The sequence below is a fragment of the Klebsiella sp. D5A genome, from assembly GCF_001620885.1.
Lineage (GTDB): Bacteria > Pseudomonadota > Gammaproteobacteria > Enterobacterales > Enterobacteriaceae > Klebsiella > Klebsiella variicola.
Map to the genome: position 1 here is coordinate 281505 of NZ_LOAR01000006.1, position 25406 is coordinate 306910.

A 25406-nucleotide genomic window follows, 5' to 3' on the forward strand; every position below is an offset into this window, starting at 1 on the left:
GCAAAAGTGTGGGATGCTTCAAATTCTGCCGCCCCGCCAGCCGGGACATTTTTGCATATTATTTGATCCCGCCCCCCTCAGCCGCTACGGCGCTTCAGGTTAAAGTATCGACAGATAACCAGACGTCGCGGACAGCAGAGGAATTATGCAGGTTGATCGGTCACAGCAGCGGGCAATCACACGATTGTGCATCCAGTGTGGTCTTTTTTTGTTACAGCACGGCGCCGAAAGTGCGCTGGTGGAAGAGCTATCCACCCGCCTCGGACGGGCGCTGGGAATGGACAGCGTCGAAAGCGCCATCTCGTCTAATGCCATCGTGCTGACCACCATTAAAGATGGCGAATGTCTCACCTCAACGCGTAAAAATGTCGACCGCGGCATCAATATGCATGTGGTAACGGAAGTGCAGCACATTGTGATCCTCGCCGAACATAAGCTGCTCGACTATCGCGATGTCGAGAAGCGCTTTGCGCAGATCGTTCCCTTGCGTTATCCGCGCTGGCTGCTGGTCATCATGGTGGGGCTCTCCTGCGCCTGTTTCTGCAAACTGAACAACGGCGGCTGGGACGGCGCGCTGGTCAGCTTCTGCGCCAGTACGGTAGCCATGTACATTCGCCAGGTGCTGACCCACCGGTCCATGCATCCGCAGATCAACTTCTGCATCACCGCCTTTGTCGCTACCACCATCTCCGGGCTGCTGCTGCGCCTCCCGGCCTTTGCCAGTACGCCGACCATTGCCATGGCCGCCAGCGTCCTGCTGCTGGTTCCGGGTTTTCCTTTGATCAACGCCGTCGCTGATATGTTTAAAGGGCATATTAATACGGGGCTCGCCCGCTGGGCGATCGCCAGCCTGTTAACCCTTGCCACCTGCATTGGCGTGGTGATGGCGATGACCGTATGGGGGCTGCGCGGATGGGCATAATCTCGTTTATTTTCGCACTGGCGGAAGACATGCTGCTGGCGGCAATCCCTGCCGTTGGTTTTGCCATGGTCTTTAATGTCCCCCAGCGCGCCTTGCGCTGGTGCGCGCTGCTGGGGGCGATCGGTCACGGCTCGCGCATGGTCATGATGAGCGCCGGTTTTAACATTGAATGGGCCACCTTTCTCGCCGCGCTGCTGGTGGGCAGCATCGGCATTCAGTGGTCACGCTGGTATCTGGCGCATCCGAAGATTTTTACCGTCGCCGCCGTGATCCCGATGTTTCCCGGCATCTCGGCCTATACCGCGATGATCTCCGCGGTAAAGATCAGCCATTTTGGCTATTCTGAAGAGATGATGATTTTGCTACTGAGCAATTTTTTAAAGGCGTCGTCTATTGTGGGCGCCCTTTCTATTGGCCTGTCGATACCCGGTCTGTGGCTGTATCGTAAGCGCCCTCGCGTCTGACCCCGGCGTCGCGGTACAGCCGCGACGCTCCTTCCGCGATGGGCTCTGTGCTACTATGTGCAGATCACCCCACTCTTTGCAGTTCAGAGTTGAGATAGAGTTATGTCTTCGCGAATTTTAACCTCCCATTTTAGCGGCCTGGAAGAGTTCCTCCAGCAGCACGCGGCGCTGCTGGCGAAATCAACTGACGGCACCGTTGCCGTTTTTGCCAATAACGCGCCGGCATTCTATGCGCTGACGCCAGCGCGGCTGGCGCAGTTGCTGGAGCTGGAAGCCAGGCTGGCGCGCCCCGGCAGCGACATCGCCCTTGACCCGCAGTTTTTCGAGGAGCCATCCGCGGCGCCAGTTGCGGTGCCAATGGGCAAATTTGCCATGTACGCCGACTGGCAGCCTGACGCCGATTTTCAGCGCCTGGCCGCGCTATGGGGCATTGCCCTGAGCCAGCCAGTCACGCCGGAAGAGCTGGCTGCCTTCGTCGCTTACTGGCAGGCGGAAGGTAAAGTGTTTCACCACGTGCAGTGGCAGCAGAAGCTGGCGCGTAGCGTGCAAATCAGCCGCGCCAGCAACGGCGGACAGCCGAAGCGCGATGTGAACAGCGTGAGCGAACCCGACAGTCATATTCCGCGAGGTTTCCGAGGATGAGCATGAAAAACGTGGGCGACCTGATGAAGCGTCTGCAGAAAATGATGCCGGCCCATATCGAACCGGCGTTTAAAACCGGCGAAGAACTGCTGGCCTGGCAAAAAGAGCAAGGCCGGCTGCGTTCCGAAGCGCTGGAGCGGGAGAATCGCGCGATGAAAATGCAGCGCACCTTCAACCGCTCAGGGATCCGCCCGCTGCATCAGAACTGTTCCTTTGATAACTACCGCGTCGAGTGCGAAGGACAGATGAACGCCCTCGCCCGCGCACGTCAGTATGTGGAAGAGTTCGATGGCAATATCGCCAGCTTTATCTTCTCCGGTAAACCGGGGACCGGCAAAAATCACCTGGCGGCAGCCATCTGCAACGAGCTGCTGCTGCGCGGGAAGTCGGTCTTAATCATCACCGTGGCCGATATTATGTCGGCGATGAAAGATACCTTTGGCAACCGGGAAACGAGCGAAGAGCAGTTACTGAGCGACCTCAGCAAAGTCGACCTGTTAGTGATTGATGAAATTGGTATGCAGACGGAGTCTCGCTATGAGAAGGTCATTATCAATCAGATAGTTGACCGTCGTTCTTCATCCAAACGGCCTACCGGGATGCTCACCAACAGTAATATGGAAGAGATGAACAAGCTGCTCGGCGAACGGGTAATGGACCGTATGCGGCTGGGGAACAGTCTGTGGGTTATCTTCAACTGGGAAAGTTACCGGCACCGCGTCACTGGCAAGGAGTATTAAGAGATTTCCGGACGATGACGGCGTTATACTAAAGCGATTATTCAGTCACGCTTATGAGTCCGTCTATGAAATCGTTTAAAAATGGCTTACTTGCCGCTTTTGCCGCCAGTGCATTTACCCTCGCCGGCGCTCACGCTGCCTCCTGGCAGGATTCTCTTAACAGCGCCGCCAGCCAGCTTAGCGGCAGCAGCACCCAGACTGGCAGCGGCGGCATGTCCGTCTCCTCGCTAACCAGCCTGCTCAGCGGCAGCAGCCAGTCTCTGACCGCCAGCAGCATGAATAATGCGGCCGGGATCCTGTCATATTGCGCGCAACAGAAACTGGCCTCCGTGACCAGCGCCGATAACGTCAAAAACCAGGTGCTGGATAAACTGGGACTCAGCACGCCGGAAAAACAGAAACAAGACACCAACTATCTTGATGGCCTGCAGGGCTTGCTCAACAGTAATAACGGCCAGCAGCTGGACCTGAATACGCTTGGCAACAGCTCGCTGGCGAAACAGGTGAAAACCAAAGCCTGCGATCTGGTCTTAAAACAGGGCGTTAACTTCCTCTCCTGATACGTACTGCTCATGCCGCGTTTGTTGCCTTCGCGACGGCAGCGCGGCCTGAAACGGTTTTTTTACCCTTTTTCCCTCTCCGCTTCCCCGCCACACCGATCAAAAAAGGCAACATCTAAACCAATTCTGAATAACTGCACAGTTTCATGACGCTAGAATTGCAGCAAGATGGCGCTGCAATTACAGTGTGGCGTGAAAAGTAATCTATTCTGCCAGCCGACAACTGGCGCTAATGAGGATGAGCTGTGTCAGAGTTGTTATCCATCGCCTTATTTTTAGCTTCGGTGGTGCTGTATGCCTGGAAAGCGGGTCGTAACACCTGGTGGTTTGCCGCCACGCTCACGGTGTTAGGTCTGTTCGTGGTGCTGAATATCACCCTCTACGCCAGCGACTACTTTACCGGCGACGGCATCAACGACGCGGTGCTCTATACCCTGACCAACAGCCTGACTGGCGCCGGGATCGGCAAATACATTCTGCCGGGCGTCGGGGTGGGCGTCGCGCTGGTTGCCGTCTTTGGCGCGCTGGGCTGGGTGCTGCGCCGCCGTCGGCATCATCCTCATCACGTCGGTTACAGCCTGGCGGCGCTGCTGCTGGCGCTGGCCTCCGTGGATGCCAGCCCAGCCTTCCATCAGATCAGCGAGCTGGTGAAATCGCAGTCACGGGAAGGTGACCCGGACTTTGCCGCATACTACAAAGAGCCGTCGAAGCGTATCGACAATCCACAGCTGAACCTGGTCTATATCTATGGCGAAAGCCTCGAGCGTACCTATTTTGATAACGACGCCTTTCCTAACCTCACCCCTGAGCTCGGCAAAATAAAAGATCAGGGCCTCGATTTCAGCAATACCATGCAGCTCCCGGGGACGGATTACACCATCGCCGGTATGGTCGCCTCGCAGTGCGGCATTCCGCTGTTCGCGCCGTTTGAAGGCAACGCCTCGGCCTCGGTCTCCAGCTTCTTTCCCCAGAATATCTGCCTTGGCGATATCCTGAAAAACTCCGGCTATGAAAACTATTTTGTGCAGGGAGCCAACCTGCGCTTTGCCGGCAAAGACGTGTTTCTCAAATCCCACGGCTTCGATCACCTGTACGGGGCGGAAGAGCTCAAAACTACGGTAGCGGATCCCGCCTATCGCAACGACTGGGGCTTCTATGACGACACCGTGCTCGATGAGACGTGGAAAAAATTCGAAGAGCTGTCGCGCTCCGGTAAACGCTTCTCGCTGTTCGCCCTGACGGTGGATACCCACCACCCCGACGGCTTTATCTCGCGCACCTGCGAGCGTAAACGCTATGACGTGGACGGTAAGAAAAACCTCTCCTTCAGCGCCGTTAGCTGCAGCCAGGAACATATCGCCGCGCTGATAGAGAAGATTAAAGCCTCACCCTATTTCAAAAACACGGTCATCGTGGTCTCTTCCGATCACCTGGCCATGAAGAACAGCGCCTGGGATTACCTCAACAAGCACGATCGCAGCAATCTGTTCTTCGTCCTGCGCGGCGATAAACCGCAGCAGGAGACCCTGGCGGTGAAACGCAACACCATGGATAACGGCGCGACGGTGCTCGATATTCTCGGCGGCGATAACTATATCGGCCTCGGGCGCAGCAGCCTCTCCGGCCAGTCGCTCTCCGGTATTTTCATGAATATGAAAGAGAAGGTCCTGGCCTGGAAACCGGACGTGATCCGCCTGTGGAACTTCCCGAAAGAGATGAAAAACTTCACCATCGATTCGCAGAAGAACATGATCGCCTTCTCCGGCAGCCATTTCCGTCTGCCGCTACTGCTCAGGGTATCAAACCAGCGCGTTGAACCGCTGCCGGAGAGCGAATACTCCGCGCCGCTGCGCTTCCAGCTGGCCGATTTCGCGCCGCGGGATAATTTCGTCTGGGTCGATCGCTGCTATAAAATGGGGCAGCTGTGGGCGCCTGAACTCGCGCTCTCTACCGACTGGTGCGTCTCGCAGGGGCAGCTGGGCGGTGAGCAAAAGGTTCAGCACGTCGATAAGCCGCAGTGGCAAGGCAAAACCGCTTTCAGGGATACCCTTATCGATATGGAGCGCTATAAGGGGAACGTCGATACGCTAAAAGTCGTCGACAACGATATTCGCTACAAGGCCGACAGCTTCGTGTTTAACGTCGCCGGCGCCCCGGAAGAGGTCAAGCAGTTCAGCGGCATTTCGCGTCCCGAGTCCTGGGGTCGGTGGTCCAATGCCCAGCTGGGCAGCGACGTGAAGATTGAATATAAAGAGCCGCTACCGGAAAAATTTGATCTGGTGATCACCGCCAAAGCTTACGGCCCAAACGCCAATAAGCCGATCCCGGTGCGGGTAGGTGAAAGTGAGCAAGTGCTTACGCTGGCCAATGATGTGACCACTACGACGCTGCATTTCGACAACCCGTCGCGCAGCAACACCCTGACCATCACTCCGCCGGACCCGCAGTCCACCAACGAGGGCAATATCCTCGGTCACTCCCCACGTCAGCTGGGGATCGGCATGGTGGAGATCAAAGTGGTGAAAAGTGAAGGCTAAAACCATCCTGCCCGGCGGGTTTCCGCGCCGGGCAACGGTTGCCGTGGCAGGGCGTTAACCCTACAGCGGCTGTAGTTCATCAGCCGACAGTCCAGTGATTTTCTGAACCATCTCTTTGTCGAGGCCATTTTGTAACATACTGCCGGCAATGCGCAGCGCCTCGCGCCGGCTTCCTTCCTGCAAGCCCTCCTGGTGCCCTTCTTCCCGGCCTTCTAGTCGACCTTCCTGCCGACCTTCTTGCCGACCTTCCTGCTTAAGCTTTTGCGCGATAGACATCAGTGTCTCCTCATACTGTGGCAGACGGCGGGCCAGCCGGCGGAGAAACACGCCCGGCTCGGCCGTATTACCGTACTGCAGCATATAGTGAAACAGCATTCTCAACTGCCGACGGTTAGTGTATCCCAGCATCACAACGGCCGCCAACGACTCCGTTATGCCGCTGAGATCGCGCTGGCGAATATGTTTTTGCATCAGCTCCAGCAGGGCGACCCGCCGATGCTGCACGATGTCATCGTCCGGCATGACCGTGACGTCGATCAATGGAAACTGACTGCCGTAGAGCCTCTTCGCCAGCTGCGGGTCGGCAAATTCATCCAGCCAGTTGAGGGAAAAGGGGTATGGACTGGTCACACCGTGATAAAAAAGCATCGGCACCACCAACGGCAGCGTTTTGTGCCCGGCATCCAGATGGCGCTGCATTGCGGCAATCGCATAGCGCATCAGGCGAAACGCCATATGGTTATCCGGTGAGCTCTGATGCTCTATCACCACATAAACATACCCCGCACCGCAGGTAGTTTGCACCGACCAGAGGACGTCCGAATACCAGGCGCGCAGATCCTCATCGATAAAGCTCGCCGATTGCAGTCTCAGGGTAGCGAAATCGCACTGCTGGCGGATCGCTTCGGGAAGGTAGAGGGCGAGGAAATCATTCGCCGTCTCCGGGTGGCGAAGAAATCGTTTAAAGACCGCATCGTGCGGCGTCGAGGTCATCCGTTTTTTCATGGCCATCCGCTTGCCTGAAAGAGAAGGAAAGCCGGACTCTACCACCGGTTTTTACCCGAATGGATTTGACGATAATTTTCTGGGAAGCGCCTCGGAGAATAGCATGGCGGCCAGCCCGGCTGGCCGCCATCAACATGGCTTAGTAATCAAACTGACGGTAGTAACGGCGGATATTGAGGTCGTGGCCGGTATGGTGTTCAAAGTGGGCCGCCAGCCGATCCACCAGCAGGGTGGACACCACGCACGGCGCCATAATCCAGCGGAACGCGTCATCAATGCCGTTCAGCGGATAGTCGCGCGGGTCGATCACCACCAGATGGTCAGTTATCTTTTCGGCAAAGCGTTCGACGCGCTCGTCCAGCGCCCGGCATTTCCCCTCTCCTTTCACCAGAAACAGCGGGACCTCTTTTTCCAGCAGCTCCAGGGTGCCGTGGAAAAATTCAGCCGAGCTCACGGATTTCGTCCGCTTCCACTGCATCTCTTCGAGAATACACATTGAGAACAGGTAAACCTCGCCCCACATTTCCGCGCCGCCAATCCACATCATATAGTCGCAGTCGTGGTATTGTGCGGCAATGCTATCCGCCTGGAGATCGAACTGGCGTTTGGCCTGCAGAAGATTTTCCGGCAGTAATTCGAGCTGGCTGGCAAATCGCGCATAATTTTCAAACTCGCCGTGACGATAAATAACGCGGAAGAATAACCAGTACAGCAGCATATATTCATATTCCACACCGTTTTTGTGGCACATCGGAATATGCCAGCTGGCGGCGGCGGCCAATGGCGAGTCGGCATGACGGGTAATAGCCACCACGCGGATCCCCTGCGCCTTGCACCACTCGGCAATAGCTACCGACTCTTTGGTATCACCGGATTTAGATAACGTTACGACAACTGCATCTTTATTTAATTTTTTATGTCCGCGATGAATTAATTCGGCCGCCTGCTCAAGATATACCGGCACACTGGTTAATTCTTTGGCAAACTCATTAATGGCCATCATCGGTGCCAGAGAACCGCCTACCGAGGCAAAAAATAATGCGCTGCAGCCGCTGTCATAAATATCGTCGGCCACGGTTTCAGCCTGTTTACGCGCAGCGATGATCTCGCGAGCACTGGTCAGGTACTCGTCCTGATTAAAACCCAACATAGTTTTCTCCTGAATATTCAGATTTTACTTTTTAATACGCGGTCAAAATCGTCAAAAATACGTTTAGCCAGATCGATGCCTTTCAGTCCGGCGGTATGCCAGGCCAGCATCTGGACGGGAACAATCAGCAACAGCGGCGCCAGGTGATGCTCGCACGGACAGTTTAGCGCCAGCGTCTGCGCATCCTCGTCATCGCTCAGCGTTAGCGTAAAAGCCCGGGCAATGGACGGCGCCATATAGTCCCGCAGCGCCCGGGTTCGCGCATCCGGCGCATCTTCAATAAACAGCATCACATGGCGGGCGTTGGCTTCCAGATAGGGACCGTGCATATAGGCTTCCAGCTCAAAGCCGCTGGAAGGCACGCGCACCGTTTCAGTAAATTTGGTTTCAAATTCCTTCGCCACGCCAACCAGCGCACCGTAGCCGGTGGCGACAAAGCGCTCCCCGCTCCGCAGCGTTTCGCTATACCGGTCGATAAAGCGCGAGGTGCGGGCGATAACATCCGGGATCGCCGCAAGCAGCCGCTGGAATTCAGCGAGATAGTGCTGCTCCTCGACCTCGCTGACTTTCCCCTGCTGACGAGCAATGATCAGCGCTATCAGCAACAGATTCAGCACCGTCGCGCTAAAACCGCGGGTCACAAACCCTACGCTCTCGATCCCGGTATTGATATCCAGAACGCCATCGCAAGCGCGGGCTATCGGGCTTTGCGGGTCGGAGGTCAGGGCAAACACCGGCAGTCCTGAGGCCTGTACCTTACGCATCGCCTCCAGCGTTGACGCGCTTTTCCCGCTCTGTGAAATCGCCACCACCAGATCGGTATGCGGGTCGATCGCTTCGTAATGGATAAAGTTGTACGGCTCTTTAATGTCAACCAGCACGCCGAAGCGTTGTTCAAAGAAATAGCGCGCGCACAGCGCGGCATTCAGCGACGATCCGGTCGCCAGCAGCAAAATTCGGCGTACCGGGTGCTGGCGGGCAAAGGTCTCAATCGCCGCCAGCTTTTGCCGGTAGCCACGCAGGATCTGCGCCAGGCAGGCCGGCTCTTCACTGATATAGGTCATCATTGTTGGTCGCATAACTCACTCCCGTTAAAACAATCCGATCCACGAACCCAGAATGCCCACCAGCGCCATGCCGCCAATAATTGAGAGCGGTTTAACTTTCCGTCCCAGCAGCCAGTAGACGATGCCAAAACTCACCAGCGGCAGCATGCAGGGCAGAATGTCATTGATAATGTCCTGCACCTGAGTTTTGGCTTCTCCGGCACCAAAGGAGAGAGGGATGGTGATATCGATCATTGAGGCGGTCATCGCCCCGACCACCATCAGGCCGATAATCGACGCTCCGTAGGTCAGGCTCTCCATCATTCCGCTCTTCTGGATCCGCTGCAGGACCCCGGTTCCCAGCACGTAGCCCCAGCGGGTAAAGCACCAGCGCACCAGAATGTGCGGCACGTTAAACACCAGCAGAAACAGGATCGGCCCGAGGATGTTGCCCTTCAGCGCCAGGCTGGTGCCGATCCCGGTGGCGATCAGGCGCAGCGTCCCCCAGAAGAAAGAGTCCCCCAGCCCGGCCAGCGGCCCCATCAGCGAGGCTTTGACGTTATCAATCGCAGTGGCATCCATGTTTTTCTGCTGGCTGTTTTTCTCCTCCATCGCCGTGGTGATCCCCAGCAGCAGGGTGACGATATGCGGCGTGGTATTGAAAAACACCAGATGACGTTTCAGCGCCCTGGCTAGCTCCTCTTTGCGCGGATAGAGCTTTTTCAGCACCGGAATCAGCGCGTAAACAAAGGCGAGATTCATCTGCCGCTCATAGTTCCACGAGAACTCCATCTGGAAGGAGCGCCAGAACACCCGGCGTAAATCTCGTGGCGTAATCCGGGTTTCTTCCTGCTCCTGCGGTTGCAGGGTCTCTTCAGAAATCGTCTTCGTCGTCATCGCTGACTCCTTGTTCTGTCGTCGTACGAGGTGAATTCAACGCGGTGACGTTAACCATGACCACCGCCACGATGGCGCCGAGAATGGCGATGCCGGTCACCGGGATTTTCAAATAAGCCATTAGCACAAAGCCGAGGAAAAAGTACGGCGCAACTTTCTTGTTAATCAGCAACCTGGCAAGCATCGCGAAGCCGAGCGCCGGGATCATGCCGGTGGCGACGCTGAGCCCGTGTTTGATAAATTCCGGGATGGTATCGAGCAGGGATTTCACCGCGTTGCTGCCCACCAGGAATGAAACGGTGACCACCGTGGCCAGCATCAGCGACAGCCCGAAGCCGGCAATCAGATGCATCCGCTCAATGCCCCGCGTATCCGCCCGTTCCGCATACCCGTCCGCCTTCTGGCTGAGCATCGGGATAAACATCCCCAGATAAACGTTTTTCAGGATCAGGGTCAGGGTGGCGATAGGCAGGCCGAGCAACAGCGCCGTTTCCGTGCCCGCGCCGGAGGTGATGGCGAACGCCACGCCGAGAATACCGCCCGTCACCACGTCGGGCGGGATCGAGGCACCAACGGAGAAAGAGCCGATAAACGCCAGCTCCAGCGTCGCGCCCATAATGACGCCGGTCTGTACATCCCCCAGCACCAGTCCGGTCAGCAGCCCGGTGACGATAGGCCGGGAAATCAGCGACGTCCCTAAGGCATATTCCGATTGCGCGATAAACGCCACCAGACCCAGTAAGAGAGCCTCTACCATAATCTGTCCTCCGGAATTACACGCATTCCGTAAAAAGCTGTTTGCGATCGTTCGGGACCTGGCGAATCTCCACCTCGACGCCCTTCCCCACCAGTTGTTGTAGCTGCTCTATTTCTGTCGGCAGTAAATTAATCGCCTTAGAGATATTTTTACTGCCCTCTTTAGCCTTAATTCCACCGAGATTTATGCTTTTTATTTCCCCGATAGCGCTGGCAATACGCCAGGCGTCATTGACCGATTCCACGACAATAAATAAATTATATTTATCGGTCACCCCACTTTTTATCGCCTCAATAGCATCATTGATATTTTTAATCACCAGTTTTACCGAGGGCGGTTTGGCAAGCTTAATGGTGGTTTTCCGCAGTTCATCTTCAGGGACACTGTCGTTGGCGATCAAAATGCAATCGGCGCCGACATATTGGGTCCAGGAAAAGGCCACCTGGCCGTGAAGTAATCGATGGTCTACCCTTAATAACGTAATCATCATGCTTCCTCATTTCAGAAGTCTTTATCCATAGTCATCGCACTGGCAATCGTTTGATTGCAGTACTGAATGCTCTCTTTGGCGCTGGTTAATGCTTCAGTAATTAATTTTTCAGTATTCTCTTCCGCTGCGGAAATCAGCAAGTCAATAATTAACGGCAGATTTAAACCGGATAATAAATGGAAGTGTGGGCGTGATAAAAAACGCACAAACTCGTTATTCACGCTACCGGCAAAAATATCCGTAATCACTATCAGCTCATCCTGCGCCGGGAAACGCGCCAGTAGCGCCTCCACCTGCTGCGTGAGATCGGACTCCTCTTCTACATAGGCGCACAGGGTATGAATATCCGGCTGTTTACCGAGGATTAGCTCCACGGAGTTCAGCAAACCGTTAGCAAAGGTGCCATGGCTGGCAAAAATATAGTGTCGTTTCATCCTTACCTCGAAAGCGCATTCCACTGCTTTCTTAATTGCAACCGGCGTGCCAGAAACAGTGGCGCGCTGGTTAGCGCAAAGACGAACGGACTGAGGGAACTAAAACTCTTGATCTTCCTGAATAAATTCCGTTTCCCGCGTCAGAATATCGTGAATGTAGCAGAGCTCGACGACGGGGATTTTGACACTATACCCGCTCTCTATGACACTAAAAGCCTCGCGGAGCGTCGCCAGCTCGCTCTGCGGACACTGCCTTCCGGAATAATGGGATGGCGACGCGTTGCGGATCAGGCGCTCTATCAGACAGCTGATATGCACATACAGCGCCACCTTGCGATCGTTGGGCACGTCGCAGCCGGCCAGATGCTCATAGCGCAGTAAAAACTGCTCGACCTGATTGATGACCTTTGCGGTATCGAGGATCGTCACCGACTCGATCACCCGGCGCAGCGAGAAATTTTTCAGGATCAGGTTATTGATCTCGCTGACTTGTTCAGAGGAGGTCAGCTCGCCGAAGATACGCATCAGCGGGCGGCTGCCCTGACCGGAAATCAGCGAATCCAGCGAGATCCACGGCAGATCGGCAAGCTGCGGATCCAGGGTACCGACGATCGCCAGCACCTCATAGCGGCTGAGCATCGGTTGCCGCCGCGCAGGATCGGCGAGCGTTTCCACATCACAGGCCACAATATCGATCCCCAGCGCTTCAGGAATGCTGGCTTTTAACAGCGCCGACAGATTCGCTGCCGCGCCCAGACCGGTCGCGCAGGTCGTAAGAATCGCCCGCGGTTTATCGGTTTGCGGGTAATAGAGCTGGTGCTCAACCGCAAGGTCATCGCCGATGTCGCGGACGATATCTTCCAGCATAACGCCCTGCAAAATGCGCTCCCCAACGTACATCGCCATCCCGGTCGAGACGTTATTAATTATCGCCATCGGCGTACTCAGCCGACGATTAAAATGGCGATGAATGGCGTTCAGCGATCCCATATCGACCAGAATGATCAACCCTGACGCCAGAGCGTGGCTCTCAATATAGGCCATCACCTGGTTAGCAATAGCCTCCGGCGTCACGTCGAGCGGCATATCGAATGACTCAAACAGCTGGCTTTTCAGCAACCGGTTCGCCACGTTGGCGATGCTGCTGGCGGTGGCGTAACCGTGGGCGAGGATAATTGCCCGGGTCACCTGCTGCTGGCTGATGGCGCCATTTTTATGTAACCACAGCACCAGCAGCAGCAGGTCAATGCGCCGGGGTTCAATGTCCAGCTTCAGCGCCAGCGCAGCGAGGATCTCTTCGCAAAAGCGATACAGCAGCGGATATTTCTGCGCCAGAAAATCCTCCAGCAGGCGGCTTTTCTCGTTGCTCATCGTGGAAGGCCCCTGCCGGGAACGATGTATCAGGTAGTGGCTTAAAGCGTAGATACAGTTGCCGTTAAACTGGATATTGAAGCGCTTTTCAAGGCGATAAAACTCCTCCCGCACCTGATGCGTTATCAGCAGCAGCATATGCGAACTATTGGCATCGTGATTATCGAAAATCAGCCGATCGAAGAGGGTTTCAATCTCCTCGCCCATGCTTTTTTGCGCCTCTTCCCAGAGCGTTTTTTTACTCTGCACCGCCTCATACAGCGCGAGAACGCGGCACTGAGTATCGTAAATCAGCCCCTGAATCGGGTCGCGCGCGCGCAGCAGCCAGACCAGGCTGGTCTGCGGCTCGATAAGCAGCGGCTCCTGCTGGCCCATCGCTTCACTGAGCGCTGGCGTCGCAGCCATGATATTTTCCGGCAGATCGTGCAGCGTCACGGTAAGCATCTCGCTGCCCGGACACCTGGCCCAGGCCGACGCCACGGCGTATTTCACCACATTCTTCAGCTCACCGACGTTACCGCGATAAACATAGTGCGTCAGCACCTGTAGCAGCCGGGGCGTCAGCTGCAGCCGGGTAGCCAACGTGCGCGCCTCCTGCCAGAAAAACTGCAGCGTGAGCGCGTCTTTTTCGTGGCGGCTGCGGGTCTGTAAATCAGGCAGGCTAACGAGGATCGGGATACGACGAATAAAGGTGGTCAGAAACGTGCTGTGAATATCTTCGGTGGTGGCAAACACCAGCCTCAGCGAAATCGGCATCCCCTGCGCCGTTTCCCCCACCCGATAGATCTCCTTACGGTCCAGCCAGGTGAACAGCTTCTCCTGCCCCTGCGCATCCAGGCGGTGGACTTCGTCGAGAAACAGCACGCCGCCGTTTGCCGCTTCAAACGCCCCGGCTTTATCGCTCTGCGCGCCGGTAAACGCGCCTTTGACGTAACCAAACAGGTTGGCGGCCAACAGCTCCGGGTTGCTGGCATACTGGGCGCAGTTAAAGCTGACAAAAGGCGCATCGGGCGGCAGCAGCCCCTGGGCGATAGCAAACTCATGCATCAGCTCCGCCATATAGCTCTTGCCAGTTCCGCTGTCGCCAACGATCAGCAGCGGAAGCCCACCGTTGGGATAAAACAGCGCGGTTTTCATCTGTTCGATAGGCTTGCGCAGGCTACCGTCATGGCCGGTCAGCAATGAGAAATGATCCGCCTGCTCCGGCTGCCGGTCGCTCTCTGCGAGCAGCTCCGCCATGCTGGCGTACTCGCTGCGGGAAAGAGGGAAGAACTGCTGGCAGAAGGCGGCCTTATGCAGGAAATAGACTGGTCGAGTATTGATCTTCACCAGCACATCCTGGGCCACCAACTGATTGAGATAGTGGCTGGCGGTATTTCTTTGCATCGCGAAACGCTGAGCCAGGTAGCCAGCGGTGAAGACCTCGCTCAGGTTATCCGGATCGAAAAAATCGGTCTGATTTTGCAGAAAAGCCAACAGTTCCGTTTTACGCATGACATCCCCCTCTTCACCTTACAGAGGCTTATGATGCGGGAAATCCACCAGGCGTTGGCGCTAAATTCACTTTTTGCGGTTCGGAGCACAAAAAAACGGCGCCCAAATCCGCGGACGCCGCATAACAAAACCGTTACAGCCGCGCCAGGGCCTCCCGCATTCCTGAGCGCAAAATCATTTCCAGATAGCGCATGACCTGGTCGGAAAGGCCGGGAATAGCCGTCAGATCCTCGCCCCAGTGCGCGTTATCCTGTAAAACCTCCAGCACCAGTCCATGCAGTGGGCTCCCGTTCGCCACCTGCTTCCATCCTTGCGAGAAGCGGGTTAACCAGACGTCATCATCCTGCAGCGGATACACCTGTCCGTCGCGCTGGCCGCGATAGAAGGCGATAAGCGCCGCCAGGGCAAACGTTAGCCGCGGCGGGATCGCGCCGTGCTGGCGGATTGTCGTCAGCAGCTGCGGCAGGATCCGGGTGCGGAACTTAGTCATGCCGTTCAGGGCGATGGCGAGCAATTGATGGCGAATATAGGGATTAAGAAAGCGCCCGGTGACCGCATCGGCAAACTGACGAAGCTCCTCGGCCGGTAAATCGAGCGCCGGGATAATCTCTTCATCAATCGTCTGCTGTACATAATGGCGAATGGCTTCGTCCTGCATCGCTTCGCCAACGGTATCCACCCCGCACAGCCATGCTACCGGCACCAGCGCGGTATGCGCACCGTTAAGAATGGCAACCTTGCGCGCTTTATAGGGCCGGATATCCTCTACGATGCGGATATTAAGCGGGTAGCGATCCAGCCGCAGCGTTTCCGCCAGCGCCTGCGGACCCTGAATGACGAATAACCAAAAGTATTCGGCGGTATCAAGGAAAGCATCATGGTAGCCCAGCTCCGCCTCCAGCTTTTCCGCATCCTCACGCGGATAGCCGGTGACGATGCGGTCAACCAGCGTCGAACAAAATGTATTGGCGGTCTCAACCCAGTCGCGAAAAGCCGCAGGCAGTTGCCACTCTTTGGCGTAGCGTAGCACCAGCGCCTTCAGCGCTTCGCCGTTGTAGTCGATCAGCTCGCAGGGGATAATCGTCCACCCCTTATCCGCAGCGCCATTGAAATGGCGGAAACGTTCGAGCAGCAGTTGGGTCAGCTTCGCCGGGAAGCTAACCGGCGGCTTATCGTCAGGCCGGTCTCCGGCATGATAGCTAATACCCGCTTCGGTAGTATTTGAAAATACGAACGCGATCGCCGGATTACGAGCCAGCGCCAGATAGCTGGCAAAATCCTGCCAGGGATTGAGCTCGTTATTAACGGAGCGAATAATCCGCGATTCGCTCACCGCCTCGCCGCGTTCATTCAACCCACGAATGATCGTGGTATAGAGTCCGTCCTGGGTATTTAACGACGGCGGAAACGCGGTGTTGATCGGGCGAATAATGGTCACGCCCGCCGCCAGATCGGTTTGCTCATTCAGCAGATCCAGCTGCCAGTCAATAAATGCCCGCAGGAAGTTGCCCTCGCCAAACTGAATCGCGCGCGTCGGGTACTGCGGCCCGGGAAAATCTTGTCGGTTTAACGATTTCATAAGCTTACCTGCTAAAAATGAATAACGCCTTTGATCAGCTGACGATTGTTAATCACGTCGCTTTCGTAAATTTCCGCCAGCGATTTGAAGTCGTAACGGTGGGTTAACATCATCCTGGCGGTGATTTTCCCCTCGGCCATCAGCCGCCCGACCTTGGCAAAGTCCTCTTCCGTCGCATTACGACTGCCCATCATCGTCGTCTCTTTCTTATGAAATTCCGGATCAGAGAACTGCAGTTCCCCCTTAAACAGACCAACAAAAATGATGCTGCCGCCGTGACGGATTAAATTAACGGTGTTATTCATCGCCTGCTGATTTCCCGTCGCGTCAATCACTTTCTGCGCCAGAGAACCGCCAAACGTGGCAGACAGTTGCTCGATAAACAGCGGATCGGAGGGATCGAGGGTGGTCAGGCCGAGATGCTGTGCCACATGATCGCGCCGCGCCGGGCTGGTATCCGCCACTACTACCTGCGCACCGTCAGCCTTAGCGATCGCCGCCGCCCCGAGCCCAATCGGGCCCGCGCCGACCACCAGCACCTGCTCCCCTGCCCGGATAGCGGCACGACGCACCGCGTGGGCGCTAATGGCGAATGGCTCAATCAACGCCACGGCTTCAGGGTCGACGTCATCCACCACCAGCAGATTGTTTACCGGCACGCAGAGATACTCGCTAAACCCGCCGTCCCGATGCACGCCGATCACCGAAATCTTCTCGCAGCAGTTTGTCCGGCCGTTCAGACAGGCCGGACACTGGCGGCAGGCGACATAGGGAATCACAGCAACCTGTTGGCCGCTCTTCAAATTAAGAATATTTTTACCCAGCCCAATTATCTCACCGCATATTTCATGTCCAAGAACACGCGGATAACTAAAAAAAGGCTGATTGCCGCCCCATGCATGAATGTCTGTCCCACAAATCCCCACTGCCTTTATTTTAATGAGCACTTCATCATCGCCGGGAATGGGAATCTGGCGTTTTTCCCAGTGTAGTTTTTTAGGTTCCTGACACACTAAAGTATTCATCGATGTCATAATAATTGCCTCCGTATTTGTTGGCTTAGATATCGATGAAAAATAGAAACAGAGTGAAACTCATTGCAAAATCTGTGAAATGTCGCGCACAAAACTGTTTTAAATCCGGCTTTAATGGATAAAAAAGGAAAACGTTATGAGTCGCTCACAAAACCTACGTCACAATGTTATTAACCAGGTCATCAACGATATGGCGCGTGGCTTTATCCCCTCGCCGCTACCCTCGCAAAGCGCACTGGCGGAGATGTATAACATCAGCCGCACCACGGTGCGCCATATCCTTTGCCACTTATGCGAGCGCGGCGTCTTGAGCCAGGTCAATCACGACTACCAGATCCTTCGTCAGCCGGAAGTACAGGACGGCTTCGATGGTTCCAGCGCCTCGCTGACCGAACAAAACCGTCTCTTTGAACAAGCGTTTTTTACCATGATTAACCAGCGTCAGCTACGCGCCGGGGAGCGGTTCTCCGAACTGCAACTGGCGCGTGCCGCGGGCGTCAGCCCGGTCGTGGTCAGAGAATTTTTACTGAAATTCAGCCGCTACAACCTGATTGAAAGCGAAAAGCGCGGCCAGTGGAACATGAAAAAATTTGAGCAATCCTGGGCCGAGCAACTGTTCGAATTGCGGGAAATGCTGGAAACCCACGCACTTCAACATTTTCTTAATCTGCCGGACAGCGATGCCCGCTGGCTGCAGGCCAAAACCCTGCTCGAGCGCCACCGCACCCTGCGGGACAGCATCGGCAACAGCTTTCGTATGTTCTCCCAGCTCGATCGTGATTTTCATTCGCTGCTGCTTTCCGCTGCTGATAATATATTTTTTAATCAATCACTTGAAATTATTTCCGTGATCTTTCACTTCCACTATCAGTGGGATGAAAGTGACCTTAAACAGCGCAATATCATCGCCATTGATGAACATATGACGATCCTGAGCGCACTCATCTGTCGCAGCGATCTGGATGCCAACCTGGCGCTACGTAACCACCTGAACTCCGCGAAGCAATCCATGATTAACTCTCTCAAGCAAAGTGAATCGCTGGCACATTAAGTACCGATTAAAAACAGAAAATGATTAGCAACAGCACAAATCCAAAAACGTAATCCGGCGCCCTCAAAAAGGTTATTTATGCTGAAAACAAGTCGACTTACTTTACTGTGAAACAGGTGGGTGATGTTTACCCCCTTCGTTGTCACTTGGTATTCAAAAATAATAATCAGGAGTCAGGCGTGGAATCACAAAATATAACCATAGACCCGCAGACCGACTTTAAAAAGGGGGAAGCGGAAACCCTTTCAGTTCCCTTAGAAAATACACTACAACGTAGTTCTCGTATTAAAAAGATTCAAACAACGGCAATGATTCTGTTATTTCTGGCGGCGGTGATTAACTACCTCGACCGAAGTTCATTGTCCGTTGCGAACTTAACGATTCGCGAGGAGTTAGGGCTTACCGCCACTGAAATCGGGGCGCTGTTATCGGTTTTCTCTCTGGCCTATGGCATTGCGCAACTGCCCTGCGGGCCGTTGCTGGATCGCAAAGGTCCACGCATCATGCTGGGGCTGGGCATGTTTTTCTGGTCGCTATTTCAGGCGGTCTCCGGGATGGTGCACAGCTTTACGCAGTTTGTCCTGGTGCGTATCGGCATGGGGATCGGCGAAGCGCCGATGAACCCGTGCGGCGTCAAGGTGATCAACGACTGGTTTAATATTAAAGAGCGCGGTCGCCCAATGGGCTTCTTTAACGCCGCCTCGACGATTGGCGTGGCGATCAGCCCGCCGATCCTTGCCGCGATGATGCTGATGATGGGCTGGCGCTGGATGTTTATTACCATCGGCGTACTGGGGATCTTTGTCGCTATCGGCTGGTATATGCTTTATCGCAACCGGGAGGATATCCCCATCACCGCCGATGAGCAGGCCTACCTTAATGCCGGAAGCGTCAACGTGCGCCGCGACCCGCTGAGCTTTGCCGAATGGCGCAGTCTGTTTAAAAACAAAACCATGTGGGGAATGATGTTCGGCTTCAGCGGCATCAACTATACCGCGTGGCTATATCTGGCATGGCTGCCGGGTTACCTGCAAACGGCGTATAACCTCGATCTGAAAAGTACCGGGTTTATGGCCGCCATTCCTTTCCTGTTTGGTGCCGCCGGTATGCTGATCAATGGCTACGTCACCGACTGGCTGGTCAAAGGCGGCATGGCCCCGATCAAAAGCCGCAAGATCTGCATTATTGCCGGGATGTTCTGCTCCGCGGCGTTTACGCTGATCGTGCCGCATGCCACCACCTCAATCGCGGCGGTACTGTTAATCGGTATGGCGTTGTTCTGCATTCATTTTGCCGGAACGTCCTGCTGGGGGTTGATCCACGTCGCTGTAGCATCAAGAATGACGGCTTCCGTCGGCAGTATTCAGAATTTCGCCAGCTTTATCTGCGCTTCATTCGCACCGGTGGTGACCGGATTTATTGTCGATACCACCCATTCCTTCCAGCTGGCACTGGTTATATGCGGCTGTGTGACCGCTCTCGGCGCACTGGCCTACATTTTCCTGGTTCGCCAGCCGATTAGTGACCCGCGTAACGACTGAATCTTAACGCCCTGCTGACCGCAGGGCATTCATCGTTGCGCTCATTTCATACTGTTGCAGCGATAGCGGCGCATATCCCGCCGCGGCAAACAGCGGTGTAAACGTTTCCGGGACCGTCACCGCAGTCCCCACACCCGGGAACTGCTGCGCCAGCGTCACCAGCAGCTCACGCGCCAGCCCCTGACGGCGGGCGGCGGGCTCCACCCACAAAAATTGCAGTACAGGCCGTAACCCCGCCGTCGTTAGAACCGCGAAGGCGCGCTGTTCCAGCGTCACGACCTGACATGGCAGGGTGGCGAAGGTGAGCGGATCCAGCAGCCAGGGGAGCTGACTGTTACTCTCGTCAATGGCGCGCCGTAGCAGGGCCAGGGTGGGATAAAGCTGTAATACGCCCGCTACCGGAGCCAGAGGTTCATTGCTCAGGTAGCCGCAGAGCCCGTAGCGTCGCGTAAAGCCCAGCGTCTGATATAGCGCGACGGCCGCATGGTTATCGCGGATCACCTCCAGAGATACCGTCTCAACCCCCTGCTGTTGCAGGAGCATTAGCAGATCTTGCATCAGTTCCCGGCCCAGGCCTTTGCCGCGCCAGGCCGGGCGCAGGGCAAAGGCCGCCAGGCGAGCGGCACTTCCCCGGCGGGCGACAATCGCGATCGCCGCCGGTTCATCTCCGGCCAGCCAGACGCGGGAATCGATCAGGCTCATCCCCTCGGCGCTGAAACGCTGTACAAATCCCGCCACCGACTGGGTAACAGGCACCAGATAGGCTTCAAAACAGGCGTTGAGAATATCCGTTAACTGCACGCTGCTGAACTGCGTGGCGGGAACGGCGGTCAGCTCCATACTTTTCTCCCGAAGGCTGCTATGCTGAGGTGATGAAAACTAACACTATAACTGCCGGTGCCGTATTACGCCTGACTCAGGAGAGCGATATCGCCCTTCTGCCCACCATTGAACGTTCTGCCGCCCAGGCATTTCGCCAGATCCCCTCTCTCGCCTGGCTGGCGGACAGCGAGGTGATTAGCGTTGCGCGTCATCATGATTATCTGGAAACCGAGCATAGCCTGCTGGCGGAAGCCGCCGGGCAGCCGATTGGCTTTATTCTGACCGAACCGCTCGACGATGCGTTATTTATCGTCGAAGTCGCCGTCCATCAGGACTGGCAGCATCAGGGCATCGGCCGGATGCTGCTGAAGCAGGTTATTGAGGGCGCACAGCAGATGGGCTACCCGGCGGTAACCCTCACCACCTTCCGCGAGGTGCCGTGGAATGCGCCGTTTTATACCCGTCTGGGATTCACCATGCTCGATGAGCTGACCCTGCCTGCCGGACTGGCGGCAAAAAGGGAACAGGAGACCCGGCACGGCCTGCCGCCCGAGTCGCGCTGCGCCATGCGCCTGTCGCTCTGATGGTCGGCCCGCCGCGCTCCGCGCTTTACTATGGCCGCAAGGCGCAAATCTCATCATGCAATGAACGGCTGATGGTAACCCCCTGCTGCTCACTCTGCTGACGGCAGGCGAAACGCCGCTCGCCCGGCAGCCGCGCCCCCTGATCCTGCATCGCATTGAACAGCGTTTCGGCGCGCGCCAGCTGCTCTTGTGCCTGCGCGCCGAGAAAGCGCTGCGGATCCAGCGCCAGGATAAGCTCGCCGCCGTAGGGGAGCCCACCCGCGCCGTTATCCCACGCCAGCGATTCGGCGCTGGTCATATCGCCGATAAGCGGCCCGGCCAGCAGCTCAACCATTGCCGCCAGCGCCGAGCCCTTATGGCCGCCAAAGGTTAACATCGCGCCGTTCAGCACCTCCGCGGCATCGGTCGTTGGCTGTCCCTGACTGTCGATTCCCCAGCCTTCCGGTAGCGCTTTGCCGGCACGCTGATGCAGCTGGATCTCGCCGCGCGCCGCGGCGCTGGTCGCCATATCAACAATAAACGGCGGTTTGTCCCGCCGCGGCCAGCCAAAGGCGATAGGGTTGGTGCCGAACAGCGGACGCGTGCCGCCCGCCGGGGCGACCCAGGCGTGGCTTGGCGTGCAGGCCAGCCCCACCAGCCCTGCCTCGGTCAACGGCTCGATATCGGCAAACAGCGCGGAAAAATGGACGCAGCGGTTAATCGCCAGCGCCGCAATGCCGTTTTGCCGCGCCTTCTCCAGCAGCAGCGGCAGCGCGCGCTCGTAGGCCAGCAGTGAAAAAGCGCCCCCGGCGTCCGCCCGCGCAATCGCCGGCGCCTGGTCATGGATCTGCGGCTCGGCATCGGGCGATACCTTACCTTTGCGCAGGGTATCGACAATGCCCAACAGCCGCCACAGGCCGTGGGAAGCGCAGCCATCGCGTTCCCCGGCGGTCACATTGCGGGCAATCGCCGCCGCGTGGTCGGCGCTAAATCCATTGGCGCTGAGTACCTCCAGCGCCAGGTCATAAGCTTCAGGTAACGATAGAGTTACCGACTCCATACTGTTCTCCTTTACTCTTCTTCGTCTCCGCTAAAGTTAGCCTGCGGCAGGCAGCTGCGCGCGCCCCAGTAGTAAATCCCCAACGACATCGCCGCCACCAGCACCGTATCCCAGGGGTGACCGATAACATTAAGCCCGCCGAAGCTGCCCAGCCAGGAAAAGAGGATAATCAACGCATAAAACACGATCAGCCACAGCGAAGACTTCACCTGCTGCGCCAGGCTCACGGTATGTTCCGGCACCTTACCTTTGCACATCACGTAGACGACAAACATCACGATTTGCAGCCCCAACAGCCACGAGAGCGTATTCCAGCCTGACCAGTAGACAATCAGCGCCGAGATCATAAACGATACCGGGCCGATGATGCCGAAGGCGCGCACGCGGAACGGCCGCGGCAGATCCGGCGCGTTGCGGCGCAGCCCGGCGGCGGTCACCGGAGCGATGGCGTAGCTCAGCACCAGGGCAGCCGACACCACGCTAATCAGCTGTTCCCAGGAGGGGAACGGCAGCGTCCAGAAGATTGAAAGCCCGAAGGTCAGCCACAGCGCCGGACGCGGAATCCCGGACGCTTTATCGATATGGGTAAAGGCTTTAAAGAAAGTACCCGCCTTCGCCCAGCCGTAGATCACCCGCGGCGTCGCGTTCATATAGATATTGCCGGTGCCGCTCGGGGAGATGATCGCATCGCTTATCACCATAAAGGCCAGCCAGCCCATGCCGAGGGTAATGGCAATATCGCGATACGGCAGCGAGAACTGTTTGCTCACCTCGGCCCAACCGCCGTTCAGCATTTCGGTGGGGATACTGCCAAGGAACGCCAGTTGCAGCAGCACGTAGATAATCGTCGACAGCACCACTGATAAAATCAACGCAATAGGGATAGTCCGCTGCGGCTTTTGTACTTCGCTGGCCACCGAGATAATCGGCGTCAGTCCCAGATAAGCGAAGATAATTCCGCCCGCGCTGATCGCCGCTTCCACCCCGGACATGCCGAATGGCGCAATCCCCTGCGCGTGCAGGTTCTCCGGTTTAAAGAAGGCGAACAGCGTCACCACCACCAGCAGCGGCACCAAAAACTTGAGCACGCTGATGAAGTTGTTCGATCGGGCGAAGGTCTTAACGCTGTAGTAGTTAAGCGCAAAGAAGAAACAGAGCAGCAGGAACTGCACCACCCACCCCAGCAGCGTCGGCGAACTGGAACCCGGCTGGGTCAGCGCCGGAAACCAGGCGGCGGCATATTGCCGGGCGGCGACAATTTCAATCGAGATCAGGCTGGAGAAAGCGATCAGGGTGATGAACCCCAGCAGATAGCCCATCAGCTCACCGTGGGAAAAGACCGGGTAGCGAATAATGCCGCCGGCGCGCGGCAGCGCCGCCCCCAGCTCGCAGTAGACAATCCCCAGCAGCAATACTGCAAAGCCGCCGATCACCCACGAGGCGATCCCGGCCGGACCGGCGATGGAGGCCACGTGGCTGGCGGCGAATAACCATCCGGAGCCGAATATCGCCCCCAGGCCGATAAAGGTGAGATCGGTCAGGGTCAGCTGTTTTTTAAACTTACCCGACTCAGCAACGCGGGTTTGACTGTTATGCGTAGTGTGAATGGTCATGGTGATGCCCTTGCGTCAATGAGAGGAGGAAATCGCTTCCCGGGTCCACTGGCCGTTGACCAGGCGCAGCAGGTTCAAAGGGTTCGCATCCTGCAGCGCCGGCGGTAACAGGGCAGCCGGCGCGTTCTGCAGACAGACCGGGCGCAGAAAACGCTCAATCGCCCGGCTGCCGACCGAGGTCCCGCGTGCGTCGGTGGTCGCCGGCCACGGGCCGCCGTGGACCATCGCATCGCACACTTCCACGCCGGTGGGATAACCGTTAAACAGCACCCGTCCGGCCTTCTCACAAAGCAGCGGTAGAAGACTCGCCGCCAGCGGGCCATCATCCGCCTCGGCATGCAGCGTCGCGGTGAGCTGACCCTGCAGCGCTTTCACCACCGCCTGCAGCTGGGCCACGTCGTCCACTTCCACCAGTAGCGATAACGGGCCGAAAACTTCGGTCTGCAGCAGCGTATCCTGCGCCAGCAGATCTTCGACCTGAGCCTGCCACAGCAGGGTCTGCGCCTGCCCGGCGCCGGCGGCGATGCCGCTCGCCAACTTCTCGATACGCGGGTGCGCCGCAAGCGCCGCCACGCCCTGACGGTAGTGCTGAAGGGTCGGCGCATTGAGCAACACCTGCGGCGTGGAGCCCGCTACCGCCGCGCACAGCGCCGACTTAAAGCGTTCCAGCCCGGCGCCGCGCAGCGCCAGAATCAGCCCCGGACGGGTACAGAACTGGCCACCGCCGAGGGTGAATGACGCCACCAGCTCGTTTGCCAGCGCCTCGGCCCGCGTCTGCAGCGCCTGCGGCAGAATAATCAATGGGTTAATCGCCGACATTTCAGCAAACAGCGGAATTGGCTGCGGGCGCTGCTGCGCCAGCTGATACAGCGCCTTACCGCCGGCTAACGAACCGGTAAAGCCAACGGCCTGAATCGCCGGATGACGGACCAATTCGGCGCCGATATCGGTCCCGAAAATCATATTGAATACGCCGCCGGGTAAACCGCACCGTACCACCGCCCTGACGATCGCCTCGGCGGTCAGCTCGGCGGTGGCCATATGGCCCGGATGGGCCTTCACCACCACCGGGCAGCCAGCCGCCAGCGCCGAGGCGGTATCGCCGCCGGCGGTAGAAAAGGCCAACGGAAAGTTGCTGGCGCCAAACACCGCCACCGGCCCTAACGCCTGCTGATACTGGCGCAGGTCCGGGCGCGGCAACGGCTGACGGTCGGCTAAGGCGGTATCAATACGGGCGGCGAAGGTATCGCCGCGCAGGATCACGCCAGCAAACATCCGCAACTGGCCGCTGGTGCGCGCCCGTTCTCCCTGTAGCCGCGCCAGCGGCAGCGCGGTCTCCTGCCCGGCGATAGCAAAAAACGGCTCGCCCAGCGCATCGAGTTCATCAGCAATGGCGTTGAGAAAGCGCGCCCGCTGCTGCGGCGTGGTTTGTGAATAGACGGCAAAGGCCTCCTGCGCGGCTTCTGCGGCCAGTGCGGCTTCCTCACGGGAAGCCGGATAAAAGCGGTGGCCGGTGGCTTCGCCGTCCACCGCCCGCAGGCTCAATAGCGTCGCCTCACCGCTGGCAATACGGCGTCCGGCGATAAACTGCCGTCCCGCCATGGTCTGAGATGCATTCATAGTGACTCCTGTAC

At 57.0% G+C, this 25406-nt stretch carries 23 protein-coding genes; 9 read left to right on the top strand and 14 right to left on the bottom strand.

What is annotated here, in order from left to right; all coding sequences use genetic code 11:
• Positions 1-145: 145 nt before the first annotated feature.
• From AS136_RS10920 to opgB, 6 genes are all read left to right on the top strand, one after another.
• Entirely contained in the window at positions 146-922 is a 777-nt protein-coding gene (locus tag AS136_RS10920) for a threonine/serine exporter family protein (protein WP_008807542.1), read from the top strand.
• Positions 913-1386, top strand: coding sequence for a threonine/serine exporter (locus AS136_RS10925; protein ID WP_012542936.1), 474 nt, complete (start codon positions 913-915; stop codon positions 1384-1386). Before AS136_RS10920 ends, AS136_RS10925 begins: the two co-directional genes overlap by 10 nt.
• A 102-nt stretch (positions 1387-1488) precedes the next feature.
• Positions 1489-2028 carry a primosomal protein DnaT gene (gene dnaT / locus AS136_RS10930; protein ID WP_008807544.1) on the top strand — a complete coding sequence of 180 codons (540 nt, stop codon included), beginning with the start codon at positions 1489-1491 and terminating at the stop codon, positions 2026-2028.
• A gap of 2 nt (positions 2029-2030) precedes the next feature.
• Complete coding sequence (dnaC, locus tag AS136_RS10935) at positions 2031-2768, top strand: DNA replication protein DnaC (protein ID WP_008807545.1); 738 nt, start codon at positions 2031-2033, stop codon at positions 2766-2768.
• 65 nt (positions 2769-2833) lie between these two features.
• Positions 2834-3328 (top strand): YjjA family protein, encoded by a 495-nt coding sequence (locus AS136_RS10940; RefSeq protein ID WP_039102823.1) that lies wholly within the window; start codon positions 2834-2836, stop codon positions 3326-3328.
• A 245-nt stretch (positions 3329-3573) separates the two neighbouring features.
• Entirely contained in the window at positions 3574-5865 is a 2292-nt protein-coding gene (opgB, locus tag AS136_RS10945; RefSeq protein ID WP_012542938.1) for a phosphatidylglycerol--membrane-oligosaccharide glycerophosphotransferase, read from the top strand.
• A gap of 60 nt (positions 5866-5925) precedes the next feature.
• Here the strand turns inward: opgB and AS136_RS10950 are convergent, their stop codons facing one another.
• The 10 genes from AS136_RS10950 to AS136_RS10995 all read right to left on the bottom strand — a co-directional run bounded on the left by AS136_RS10950 (position 5926) and on the right by AS136_RS10995 (position 17122).
• A complete protein-coding gene (locus tag AS136_RS10950; protein ID WP_162823402.1) occupies positions 5926-6876 on the bottom strand; it encodes an Rpn family recombination-promoting nuclease/putative transposase in 951 nt (316 codons plus the stop codon).
• 133 nt (positions 6877-7009) lie between these two features.
• A complete protein-coding gene (locus AS136_RS10955) occupies positions 7010-8020 on the bottom strand; it encodes an SIS domain-containing protein (RefSeq protein ID WP_008807549.1) in 1011 nt (336 codons plus the stop codon).
• A 17-nt stretch (positions 8021-8037) separates the two neighbouring features.
• Positions 8038-9099, bottom strand: a complete 1062-nt coding sequence (locus AS136_RS10960) for an SIS domain-containing protein (protein WP_043875835.1) — start codon at positions 9097-9099, stop codon at positions 8038-8040.
• A 12-nt stretch (positions 9100-9111) separates the two neighbouring features.
• Complete coding sequence (locus AS136_RS10965; protein ID WP_012542940.1) at positions 9112-9963, bottom strand: PTS system mannose/fructose/sorbose family transporter subunit IID; 852 nt, start codon at positions 9961-9963, stop codon at positions 9112-9114.
• Positions 9941-10720 carry a PTS mannose/fructose/sorbose/N-acetylgalactosamine transporter subunit IIC gene (locus AS136_RS10970; RefSeq protein ID WP_008807552.1) on the bottom strand — a complete coding sequence of 260 codons (780 nt, stop codon included), beginning with the start codon at positions 10718-10720 and terminating at the stop codon, positions 9941-9943. Before AS136_RS10970 ends, AS136_RS10965 begins: the two co-directional genes overlap by 23 nt.
• A 16-nt stretch (positions 10721-10736) precedes the next feature.
• The gene (locus AS136_RS10975; RefSeq protein ID WP_012968994.1) at positions 10737-11207 is read right to left on the bottom strand and encodes a PTS sugar transporter subunit IIB; all 471 of its coding nucleotides are present in this window, start codon (positions 11205-11207) and stop codon (positions 10737-10739) included.
• Between the two features lie 14 nt (positions 11208-11221).
• Positions 11222-11644, bottom strand: coding sequence for a PTS sugar transporter subunit IIA (locus tag AS136_RS10980; protein ID WP_012542942.1), 423 nt, complete (start codon positions 11642-11644; stop codon positions 11222-11224).
• 99 nt (positions 11645-11743) lie between these two features.
• Positions 11744-14509 carry a sigma 54-interacting transcriptional regulator gene (locus tag AS136_RS10985; protein ID WP_063266765.1) on the bottom strand — a complete coding sequence of 922 codons (2766 nt, stop codon included), beginning with the start codon at positions 14507-14509 and terminating at the stop codon, positions 11744-11746.
• Between the two features lie 133 nt (positions 14510-14642).
• The gene (locus AS136_RS10990) at positions 14643-16088 is read right to left on the bottom strand and encodes a tagaturonate reductase (RefSeq protein WP_063266766.1); all 1446 of its coding nucleotides are present in this window, start codon (positions 16086-16088) and stop codon (positions 14643-14645) included.
• A gap of 11 nt (positions 16089-16099) precedes the next feature.
• Entirely contained in the window at positions 16100-17122 is a 1023-nt protein-coding gene (locus AS136_RS10995) for a zinc-binding alcohol dehydrogenase family protein (protein WP_022065573.1), read from the bottom strand.
• Positions 17123-17258: 136 nt separating this feature from the next.
• Here AS136_RS10995 and AS136_RS11000 point away from each other — a divergent pair, with 136 nt between their 5' ends.
• Together AS136_RS11000 and AS136_RS11005 are read left to right on the top strand one after the other, a co-directional pair.
• On the top strand, positions 17259-18173 hold the full coding sequence (locus AS136_RS11000) for a GntR family transcriptional regulator (protein ID WP_008807558.1): 915 nt from the start codon (positions 17259-17261) through the stop codon (positions 18171-18173).
• 179 nt (positions 18174-18352) lie between these two features.
• Complete coding sequence (locus AS136_RS11005; protein WP_063266767.1) at positions 18353-19714, top strand: MFS transporter; 1362 nt, start codon at positions 18353-18355, stop codon at positions 19712-19714.
• Positions 19715-19717: 3 nt separating this feature from the next.
• On the opposite strand, the gene AS136_RS11010 is transcribed toward AS136_RS11005, so the two are convergent.
• Positions 19718-20554, bottom strand: coding sequence for a GNAT family N-acetyltransferase (locus AS136_RS11010; protein ID WP_063266768.1), 837 nt, complete (start codon positions 20552-20554; stop codon positions 19718-19720).
• A gap of 32 nt (positions 20555-20586) precedes the next feature.
• Between AS136_RS11010 and AS136_RS11015 the strand changes: the two genes are divergently transcribed.
• Positions 20587-21120: a GNAT family N-acetyltransferase gene (locus tag AS136_RS11015; protein ID WP_016160244.1), complete on the top strand. Its 534-nt coding sequence runs from the start codon at positions 20587-20589 to the stop codon at positions 21118-21120.
• Between the two features lie 28 nt (positions 21121-21148).
• On the opposite strand, the gene AS136_RS11020 is transcribed toward AS136_RS11015, so the two are convergent.
• From AS136_RS11020 to AS136_RS11030, 3 genes are read right to left on the bottom strand one after another with little or no spacing between them, the layout of a single operon-like run.
• Positions 21149-22159, bottom strand: a complete 1011-nt coding sequence (locus tag AS136_RS11020; RefSeq protein WP_048267421.1) for an Ldh family oxidoreductase — start codon at positions 22157-22159, stop codon at positions 21149-21151.
• A gap of 11 nt (positions 22160-22170) precedes the next feature.
• Positions 22171-23772: an APC family permease gene (locus AS136_RS11025; RefSeq protein WP_012542949.1), complete on the bottom strand. Its 1602-nt coding sequence runs from the start codon at positions 23770-23772 to the stop codon at positions 22171-22173.
• Between the two features lie 15 nt (positions 23773-23787).
• Positions 23788-25392 (bottom strand): aldehyde dehydrogenase (NADP(+)), encoded by a 1605-nt coding sequence (locus AS136_RS11030; protein WP_063266769.1) that lies wholly within the window; start codon positions 25390-25392, stop codon positions 23788-23790.
• Between the last annotated feature and the right edge of the window lie 14 nt (positions 25393-25406).

Coding starts and splice junctions, on each gene's coding strand:
- AS136_RS10920 (WP_008807542.1), top strand. CDS start 146: ATGCAGGTTGATCGGTCACAGCAGCGGGCAATCACACGATTGTGCATC.
- AS136_RS10925 (WP_012542936.1), top strand. CDS start 913: ATGGGCATAATCTCGTTTATTTTCGCACTGGCGGAAGACATGCTGCTG.
- dnaT (WP_008807544.1), top strand. CDS start 1,489: ATGTCTTCGCGAATTTTAACCTCCCATTTTAGCGGCCTGGAAGAGTTC.
- dnaC (WP_008807545.1), top strand. CDS start 2,031: ATGAAAAACGTGGGCGACCTGATGAAGCGTCTGCAGAAAATGATGCCG.
- AS136_RS10940 (WP_039102823.1), top strand. CDS start 2,834: ATGAAATCGTTTAAAAATGGCTTACTTGCCGCTTTTGCCGCCAGTGCA.
- AS136_RS10950 (WP_162823402.1), bottom strand. CDS start 6,876: ATGGCCATGAAAAAACGGATGACCTCGACGCCGCACGATGCGGTCTTT.
- AS136_RS10955 (WP_008807549.1), bottom strand. CDS start 8,020: ATGTTGGGTTTTAATCAGGACGAGTACCTGACCAGTGCTCGCGAGATC.
- AS136_RS10960 (WP_043875835.1), bottom strand. CDS start 9,099: ATGCGACCAACAATGATGACCTATATCAGTGAAGAGCCGGCCTGCCTG.
- AS136_RS10965 (WP_012542940.1), bottom strand. CDS start 9,963: ATGACGACGAAGACGATTTCTGAAGAGACCCTGCAACCGCAGGAGCAG.
- AS136_RS10970 (WP_008807552.1), bottom strand. CDS start 10,720: ATGGTAGAGGCTCTCTTACTGGGTCTGGTGGCGTTTATCGCGCAATCG.
- AS136_RS10975 (WP_012968994.1), bottom strand. CDS start 11,207: ATGATTACGTTATTAAGGGTAGACCATCGATTACTTCACGGCCAGGTG.
- AS136_RS10980 (WP_012542942.1), bottom strand. CDS start 11,644: ATGAAACGACACTATATTTTTGCCAGCCATGGCACCTTTGCTAACGGT.
- AS136_RS10985 (WP_063266765.1), bottom strand. CDS start 14,509: ATGCGTAAAACGGAACTGTTGGCTTTTCTGCAAAATCAGACCGATTTT.
- AS136_RS10990 (WP_063266766.1), bottom strand. CDS start 16,088: ATGAAATCGTTAAACCGACAAGATTTTCCCGGGCCGCAGTACCCGACG.
- AS136_RS10995 (WP_022065573.1), bottom strand. CDS start 17,122: ATGACATCGATGAATACTTTAGTGTGTCAGGAACCTAAAAAACTACAC.
- AS136_RS11000 (WP_008807558.1), top strand. CDS start 17,259: ATGAGTCGCTCACAAAACCTACGTCACAATGTTATTAACCAGGTCATC.
- AS136_RS11010 (WP_063266768.1), bottom strand. CDS start 20,554: ATGGAGCTGACCGCCGTTCCCGCCACGCAGTTCAGCAGCGTGCAGTTA.
- AS136_RS11015 (WP_016160244.1), top strand. CDS start 20,587: ATGAAAACTAACACTATAACTGCCGGTGCCGTATTACGCCTGACTCAG.
- AS136_RS11020 (WP_048267421.1), bottom strand. CDS start 22,159: ATGGAGTCGGTAACTCTATCGTTACCTGAAGCTTATGACCTGGCGCTG.
- AS136_RS11025 (WP_012542949.1), bottom strand. CDS start 23,772: ATGACCATTCACACTACGCATAACAGTCAAACCCGCGTTGCTGAGTCG.
- AS136_RS11030 (WP_063266769.1), bottom strand. CDS start 25,392: ATGAATGCATCTCAGACCATGGCGGGACGGCAGTTTATCGCCGGACGC.